General features: G+C 38.1%; 8 protein-coding genes. 5 read left to right on the forward strand and 3 right to left on the reverse strand.

From position 1 onward, the window contains the following. Positions 1 to 37: 37 nt before the first annotated feature. The 3 genes from ACWITO_RS08230 to ACWITO_RS08240 all read right to left on the reverse strand — a co-directional run bounded on the left by ACWITO_RS08230 (position 38) and on the right by ACWITO_RS08240 (position 2,520). Positions 38 to 370 (reverse strand): hypothetical protein, encoded by a 333-nt coding sequence (locus tag ACWITO_RS08230; RefSeq protein ID WP_448529517.1) that lies wholly within the window; start codon positions 368 to 370, stop codon positions 38 to 40. 65 nt (positions 371 to 435) lie between these two features. After that, entirely contained in the window at positions 436 to 1,416 is a 981-nt protein-coding gene (locus ACWITO_RS08235; protein WP_448529518.1) for a glycosyltransferase, read from the reverse strand. Between the two features lie 24 nt (positions 1,417 to 1,440). Continuing rightward, a complete protein-coding gene (locus tag ACWITO_RS08240; protein ID WP_448529519.1) occupies positions 1,441 to 2,520 on the reverse strand; it encodes a M28 family peptidase in 1,080 nt (359 codons plus the stop codon). 173 nt (positions 2,521 to 2,693) lie between these two features. On the opposite strand from ACWITO_RS08240, the gene ACWITO_RS08245 reads away from it, so the two are divergent. The 5 genes from ACWITO_RS08245 (at position 2,694) to ACWITO_RS08265 (ending at position 7,726) form a co-directional block, all read left to right on the forward strand. Then, the gene (locus ACWITO_RS08245) at positions 2,694 to 3,506 is read left to right on the forward strand and encodes a succinate dehydrogenase cytochrome b subunit (RefSeq protein ID WP_448529520.1); all 813 of its coding nucleotides are present in this window, start codon (positions 2,694 to 2,696) and stop codon (positions 3,504 to 3,506) included. Between the two features lie 18 nt (positions 3,507 to 3,524). Next, the gene (locus tag ACWITO_RS08250) at positions 3,525 to 4,682 is read left to right on the forward strand and encodes an AAA family ATPase (protein ID WP_448529521.1); all 1,158 of its coding nucleotides are present in this window, start codon (positions 3,525 to 3,527) and stop codon (positions 4,680 to 4,682) included. Continuing rightward, positions 4,679 to 5,128 (forward strand): hypothetical protein, encoded by a 450-nt coding sequence (locus ACWITO_RS08255; RefSeq protein ID WP_448529522.1) that lies wholly within the window; start codon positions 4,679 to 4,681, stop codon positions 5,126 to 5,128. The genes ACWITO_RS08250 and ACWITO_RS08255 overlap by 4 nt, the downstream gene beginning before the upstream one ends. Positions 5,129 to 5,161: 33 nt before the next feature. Beyond that, a complete protein-coding gene (locus ACWITO_RS08260) occupies positions 5,162 to 7,096 on the forward strand; it encodes a fumarate reductase/succinate dehydrogenase flavoprotein subunit (protein WP_448529523.1) in 1,935 nt (644 codons plus the stop codon). Positions 7,097 to 7,162: 66 nt separating this feature from the next. Then, positions 7,163 to 7,726, forward strand: coding sequence for a Uma2 family endonuclease (locus tag ACWITO_RS08265; RefSeq protein ID WP_448529524.1), 564 nt, complete (start codon positions 7,163 to 7,165; stop codon positions 7,724 to 7,726). Positions 7,727 to 7,836: the final 110 nt, after the last annotated feature.

Genomic DNA, 7,836 nt, shown 5'->3' on the forward strand with positions numbered 1-7,836 from the left:
TGATATTGCCGCCACTCTGGTATTTTGAAGGAATTGATTACTTTTTTTCCGCTTGGGGCTTATTGCCGTCTTGTTGGGCAGGTGTTTTGGCGGTATCAGCAGGGGCAGGTGTGCCGTCTTGCAGATTAGCACCATTAGATACGCTGAAAAACTTTTCACGAATAGCTTTGGTTCTTTTGGCGGCATTGGGGTCATCGGGGTACTGCTGACGCAACTGGCGAGCAGAATCTCCTTTTGCTCCATACACATAAATATCGCCTTCGCGTACATCTTTCACCTTTTTCAAATCAGAACTATTGTATTGGTCTAAATTACAAGCACTCAAAGCCAGCACAGCCAAAAGAGCAAATTTTTGTATCAAAGATTTCATAAGGCAAAATTTTAGTTTTTTCGCAAGGCAAAACTATACTTTTTTTAATTTTGTTGCAAAAAAAATCAATTTTTTTCACGCAACTTTCGCCCAAATTCCTGCAAAAAACCTATTCCATAGCTGGTAAGTTGAATAAAAACTGCCCAAACACTCATCAGAGCTATTTTGAAACTTTTGTTTTTTTGCAAAGCATCAAAAAATATAAGCAACTTGTAAAAAGCTAATACGATTAGCGAAAGCCAAGCCAATGGCTGATAAATAAGCATTTGAAAAGGAATAGAAAATAAAAACAGCACAAAGACCGCAGGGAAAAAATGTACCAACTTGATTTCTTCGGGGTGAAAGCGACTAATATTGATACGCCCTCTGCCAAAAAAATGCAGTTGTTTGAAAAACTGCCTGAAAGAAGTTCTGCGTTTATGATACACAAAGGCATCGGGAATAAGCCCTACTCGGAAACCATTTTTTTCAATACGAATGCTAAATTCAATATCCTCGCCCATACGCGTAATAATGTAGCCTCCTGTTTTTTCAAAAACTTGTCTTGAAATTCCCATATTAAAACTACGAGGGCGAAACCTCTCCGCCGATTTTTTATTGCCACGTATGCCCCCTGTAGAAAAAAGCGAAGTCATTGCATAACTGATAGCCTTTTGCGTATCTGTAAAACTTTCGTGAGCCGTATCTGGTCCTCCATAAGCATCTAAATAGTTGTTTTGCAAGAATTCATACACTTTTTGTAAATAATTCGGTGGTACTATACAATCCGAATCAAACACAATAAAATACTCTCCTTGGGCTTGCTGATAAGCAAAATTTCTCGTAAAACCCTGCCCTACATTTTCAGCTCTATCAAAATAACGAATAGGTAGTTTTTCTTTGAAACTTTCCACTATTTTATCCGACTTCTGTTTGGAGCCGTCTTCTACGACAATAATTTCCCAAGAAATTTTTTCTTTGTCAAAGGTTTGCTCGCTAAGCGACTGCAAAAGCTCGCTTAGTTCATCAGGACGATTATAGACAGGTATAATAATGGAAAAAAACACGTTAGAAGCAAATTGTTTTGAACTTTACTTTTTTTCGGTTTTATCTATACGCAGGCGTTGCTCACGATTAGCAATTTCCCAAGCTGTAAGGAATATGAGTTGCCCGATTTTTGACATTTTCGCATAACGGATTTTTTCGGGTGTATCGGTAGGTTGGTGGTAGTCGGCGTGTAAGCCACTGAAATAGAAAATAATAGGAATGTTCTTTTTGGCAAAATTGTAGTGGTCGGAACGATAGTAGAGCATTTCGGGGTGCAGGGGGTCGTTGTAGGTGTAGTCCAAGATGATTTTCGTGTATTTATCATTTACAGCTATTTGCAAGCTATCCAATTCTGTTGAGACCCTATCAGAACCTATCAGATATACATAATTTTCATTCTTTTTTTCCTCGTAGGTTTTATCAATTCTGCCAATCATATCTACATTCAAATCTACGATAGTTTTTTCCAAAGGGAACAAAGGCTCAAAATCTGCGTAATATTTTGAACCCAAAAGTCCTACTTCTTCTGCCGAAACAAGCAAAAACACTATGCTTCGGCGAGGCGAAAAACCTGCCTTTTGAGCAAGCATAAAGGCTTCTGCTATTTCTAAAATGGTAGAAGTACCAGAACCGTTATCATCTGCACCGAAATAAATTTTTCCACCCTGCACGCCTTCGTGGTCGTAATGCCCCGAAATGATGATATATTCATCTTTTTTATCCGTTCCTTCAATCCAACCTACAACATTTTCTGTTTCGGCGATAGGCAGTTTTTCACGATTATTTTCAGTAATGCTTCTGTGCAGGCTATAATACCAACCCGAAACCACAACTTTGAAAGGTTGTAAATAAGGATTTTTTTTGTTTTTCAGATTAGCAGGCTTCAAACCAATGCGTTTCATTTCTTGGGCAAGGTACAAAGCGGCTTTTTTTTGCCCTTTGGTGGCTGTTTTTCTGCCTTCCATTTCCGCCGAAGCCAATTTGAAAAGATGTCTTTGCAAATCTTTCTCGGTAATAGTTTTAGAAAAATAAACTCCCGCCGTATCAGGAGCTATTTGTCCGCTACTTTGAGCCAAAAGTTGTATGGGTAAAAATACAAGCCAAAAGCCATAAAAAAATTTCATAACCCAAGTGAAAATGTTAATTTTGTGGCAAATTAACAAAAACTTTACAAAAAGCGAAAAAAAACTCCGCTGTATTGTTTTCTTTGCAGATATTCTCTAACTTTGAACTTGCATTTGCATAAACATTTTTTCTACACAAATAGTAATTAAACCAAAACAAAAACGTAAATCGTATGGCAACCGCTACCACACAAAAAACAAACTGGCTTGTAGATATGCTTACAAGCACGCTGGGCAGAAAGCTCATTATGGCTCTTACAGGGCTATTTTTGATTTTATTTTTGGTGGTTCATCTTTTAGGCAACTTACAACTTCTCAAAGACGATGGCGGCGTTTCGTTCAACCGATATGCCGACTTTATGGGGCATAACCCACTTATTCAGACTATTTCTATTGGAAACTTCTTTTTCATAGCCTTACACATTGTAACCAGCATTATTCTTACGCTTCGCAACCGAGCCGCAAGACCTGTACAATATGCTTATGTAAATATGGGCAAAAGTAGCTCTTGGGCTTCTCGGAATATGATGCTTTTAGGGACGATTATCCTGATTTTTTTGGTAGTACATTTACAAGCATTTTGGGCTAAATCAAAATTTGGTGGGTTGGGCGAAACTACTCTTGATGGCAAAAGTGTACATAATCTTTATCAAGCTACGCAAATAGCTTTTAGCGAGTTGTGGATAGTGGTTTTGTATGTAGTTTCAATGATAGGGCTTTCTTTTCATCTTATTCACGGCTTTAAGAGTGCTTTTCAGACACTTGGTCTGAACCATAAAAAATATAATGCTCTTATTCACCACGTAGGAATAGCTTTTGCCGTATTTGTACCTGCGGCGTATGCCTGCATACCTGTACTAATGCACACCAAACAAGAAAATCTTTCACTTGTAGCATTAGGCGGCTGTTTGGTTTTAGCAGGTATTATTTCTACTATTATCAAGCCTCGCAAAGAAAGAAAAATGAGCGAAGGTGGAGCAGGGTAAAATAGTATTTTTGTCAAGATGCGAAAAATCAGTCTAAATAATTTTGGTCCTATTCAAGAAGTTAAAGTAGAAATAGCTGATTTGACAATACTAATTGGCGAGCAAGCTAGTGGGAAAAGTATTTTTCTGCAACTCTTAAAGTTTTTATTTGATAAAAACTACATCAGAAAAGTCTTGGAGCAGTATAATTATGAGTGGAAAAATGACTTGGACTATTTGTTTAGGCTGTATTTTGGAGAAGGAATGCAAAACCTTTGGCATAACGCTACAAAAGTTTTTATAGAAGGCAGTAAAGAGATTGGTAAAGATTTTTTCTTTCCCAAAAAGGGGGAAAAATACTCCGAAGTACCTGAAAAACTTTTTTACGTACCTGCTCAAAGAATTTTAGCAGTTGCAGATGGCAGACCTAAAACTTTTATGGAATTTGATGAAACTGTTCCTTTTGTATTAAGATATTTTAGCGAATCTATCAGGTTAATGCTACAAAAGGAAATCATCAAAACCCCAGATTTGTTTCCAAGTAAGCAAAGACTAAAAAATATTTTGCGAGAACAATTTGATAGCTCTATTTTTCATAATCATTCTGTAACTCTTGAAGAGAAATCGGGACAAAAAAAATTTAGAATGAAGTCTGCAAATACTTCTATTCCTTTTATGACTTGGAGTGCAGGACAAAAAGAGTTTATGCCACTGCTTTTAGCTTTTTATTGGCTTTGTCCGCCCTCCAAAAAAAGTAAAAAAGATAACATTGAGCTAGTCGTAATAGAAGAGCCCGAGATGGGCTTGCACCCCCAAGCCATTAAAGCTGTTATTTTACAAATTGTAGATTTACTCACAAGAGGGTATAAAGTTATCATTTCTACCCATTCAGCTATGATTTTGGAGTTTGCTTGGGCTTTTCAAATGATAAAAAACACCCCAAAAGATAACAAAAGTAAAAATAATGCCATAATAAGATTGTTTGATTTTACTAAAAATACACATACCCAGCAATTATTCAAAAACATAGAAAGTAAAGAGCTTAAAACTTTCTTTTTTGAACATACTCCTAATGGCGTTGTTTCAAAAGATATTTCATCATTAGATGCTTACTCTGATGACATTGCTATTGCAGAATGGGGCAATTTGACTTCCTTTTCAAGCAAAGCAAGCGAAATTGTTGCTGAATTTTTATGAAGGGAATAAACTTTAAAGATATTGTTCAAAAAATTGAAGTCCTAAAAAATTGCTACCAAAATGGGTTACAAGCTCTTGGGAATCATAGTGTTAGCATTCAAGTAGAAAACACACGACTATGCGAAGGAAGTATAGATTTGGATAATTGCCTGAAAGAAATATATCCTTCGGAAAATCGTTGGGACTATGTTGTAGGGTACGAAAATAAATCTTATTTCATAGAAGTTCACCCCGCCGATACAAGTGATGTAAAAGTTATTATCAAAAAAGCAGAGTGGTTGAAAAAATTATTAGACAATGAAGCTAAAAATCTAAAAGCGATAAGTCATCAAGTTTTTTATTGGATTGCAACCAGCGGCGTAAAATTGAAAGGTAATAAATATCAAAAACAGCTTGCTCAAAGTAAAATTGTTATAGTAAAAGTCTTAAAATTGCCTGTAAGTTAATTTTTTCATAAAAACATAAACTCTTAGCCCAATATGAAATTAGATGCCAAAATTCCCGAAGGACCGCTCGCCGAAAAATGGGACAGACACAAGTTTAATCTGAAACTTGTCAATCCTGCCAATAAACGCAAATATGAAATCATAGTTGTTGGAACAGGTTTGGCAGGAGCCTCTGCCGCCGCAACACTCGCCGAATTAGGCTACAACGTCAAGGCTTTTTGCTTCCAAGATAGCCCACGTAGGGCTCACTCTATTGCCGCCCAAGGAGGTATCAATGCCGCCAAAAACTACAAAAATGACGGCGATAGCGTCTTCCGTTTGTTTTACGATACTATTAAAGGAGGCGATTATAGAGCCAGAGAAGCAAATGTATATCGCTTAGCACAAGTTTCTGTTAATATCATTGACCAATGTGTAGCACAAGGCGTGCCTTTTGCACGTGAATACGGCGGACTTTTGGACAATCGCTCTTTTGGTGGAGCTCAAGTTTCGCGTACTTTCTACGCCAAAGGGCAAACCGGGCAGCAACTCTTGCTCGGGGCTTATCAAGCATTGAGCCGCCAGATTGCCGCAGGAAAAGTCCAAATGTTCCCTCGTACCGAGCTAATGGACGTAGTAGTAGTAGATGGTAAATGTCGTGGCATCATTACCCGAAATCTTGTAACAGGTGAAATTGAAGCCCATTCGGCTCACGCCGTTCTACTTTGTACAGGTGGTTATGGAAACGTATTCTACCTTTCCACCAATGCAATGGGTTCAAATGCATCAGCGGCTTGGAGAGCCCACAAAAGAGGAGCTTTGTTTGCTAATCCTTGTTTTACACAAATTCACCCTACTTGTATTCCTGTATCAGGCGACTATCAGTCTAAGCTAACTTTGATGTCAGAGTCTTTGCGTAATGACGGTCGCGTATGGGTGCCTAAAAAAATTGAAGATGCCGAGGCTATCCGCAAAGGTCTCAAATCGCCCAAAGATATTAAAGAAGAAGACCGCGACTACTTTTTGGAAAGAAAATACCCCTCTTTTGGTAACCTCGTACCTCGTGATGTGGCTTCGCGTAATGCCAAATATGTTTGTGATGAAGGTAGAGGCGTGAGCCAAACGGGTCTGGCTGTATATCTGGATTTTGCTGATGCTATCAAACGCGATGGCAAAGCCGTTATTGAAGCCAAATATGGCAATCTTTTTGATATGTACAAGCAAATCACTGACCAAGACCCCTACGAAGTGCCTATGATGATTTATCCTGCGGTACATTACACAATGGGCGGATTATGGGTTGATTACAACTTAATGACTACCATTCAAGGTTTATATGCACTCGGCGAAGCTAATTTTTCAGACCACGGAGCCAATCGCTTGGGTGCTTCTGCCCTTATGCAAGGTTTGGCTGATGGCTATTTTGTGATTCCTTATACTATTGGCGATTATCTGGCAACTATCGGACCTAGCGATAAAGTACCTACCTCTCACCCTGCTTTTGACCAAGCCAAAAAAGAAGTAAAAGACCGAATTCAGAAATTACTTTCTATCAAAGGAAATAAAACCGTTGATGAAATACACAGAGAGTTAGGTAAAATTATGTGGGATTACTGCGGTATGTCCCGCAATGCAGAAGGCTTGAAATACGCCAAAGGTAAAATCCGTGAATTGCGTGAAGAATTTTGGAAAAATGTAAAAGTTACAGGTACAAACGAAGAATTTAACCAAACGCTTGAAAAAGCCTATCGTGTAGCTGACTTTCTAGAGCTTGGCGAACTAATGGTTGATGATGCTTTGCATAGAAACGAATCTTGTGGCGGACACTTCCGAGAAGAGTACCAAGTAGATGGCGAAGCCAAGCGTGATGATGAAAACTTCGCCTATGTAGCCGCTTGGGAATATACAGGAGATAACCAGCCCGAAGTCCTACACAAAGAGGAACTCATTTTTGAAAATGTAAAACTCACGCAAAGAAGTTACAAGTAAAATCAAAAAATCCCGAAAATTTGCATTTTCGGGATTTTTTATGGATATTTATGGTAAATTCATCTTATGGAAACCCTTACCAAAATCAGTGTTGAGGAATATTTGGAACAAGAAGCCAAAAATCACTACAAAAGCGAATACCACGCAGGAGAAGTGATTGCTATGGCGGGGGCATCTTTGACTCACAATGTTATAGTAGCCAACACGATTACTATCCTGAATAATTGTATCAAAGAAAAAAATTGCATTGTATTACCTAGCGATATGCTTGTAAAACTATCCGCTTGTGAAAAATACGTGTATCCTGATATTGTGTTGCTTTGTGGTGAGCAACAAATAGAAAAGCACAAAGGTTTAGATGTTTTGCTTAACCCTACTGTTATCGTTGAAGTTTTATCGGTAAGCACTGCCCATTACGATGCCCACGAGAAAATGGAATGTTACTTCACGCTGGAAAGTCTGAAAGAGTATTGGCTCATTGATAGTGAAAAAATTGCTATCAAAGGCTACAAAAAGCAAAATGAAAACGATTGGCATTTACACCTTAGCAAAAATCCCGATGAAAAAATACAAATTGGTGAGTGTGAAATCCTTATCAAAGATATTTATCTGAAAACCAACTTACTCTAAACTATGGAAACCCTTACCAAAATCAGTGTTGAGGAATATTTGGAACAAGAAGCCAAAAATCACTACAAAAGCGAATACCACGCAGGAGAAGTGATTGCTATGGCGGGGGC

This window comes from Raineya sp. (genome assembly GCF_053497555.1).

Coding starts and splice junctions, on each gene's coding strand:
- ACWITO_RS08230 (WP_448529517.1), bottom strand. CDS start 370: ATGAAATCTTTGATACAAAAATTTGCTCTTTTGGCTGTGCTGGCTTTG.
- ACWITO_RS08240 (WP_448529519.1), bottom strand. CDS start 2,520: ATGAAATTTTTTTATGGCTTTTGGCTTGTATTTTTACCCATACAACTT.
- ACWITO_RS08245 (WP_448529520.1), top strand. CDS start 2,694: ATGGCAACCGCTACCACACAAAAAACAAACTGGCTTGTAGATATGCTT.
- ACWITO_RS08250 (WP_448529521.1), top strand. CDS start 3,525: ATGCGAAAAATCAGTCTAAATAATTTTGGTCCTATTCAAGAAGTTAAA.
- ACWITO_RS08255 (WP_448529522.1), top strand. CDS start 4,679: ATGAAGGGAATAAACTTTAAAGATATTGTTCAAAAAATTGAAGTCCTA.
- ACWITO_RS08260 (WP_448529523.1), top strand. CDS start 5,162: ATGAAATTAGATGCCAAAATTCCCGAAGGACCGCTCGCCGAAAAATGG.
- ACWITO_RS08265 (WP_448529524.1), top strand. CDS start 7,163: ATGGAAACCCTTACCAAAATCAGTGTTGAGGAATATTTGGAACAAGAA.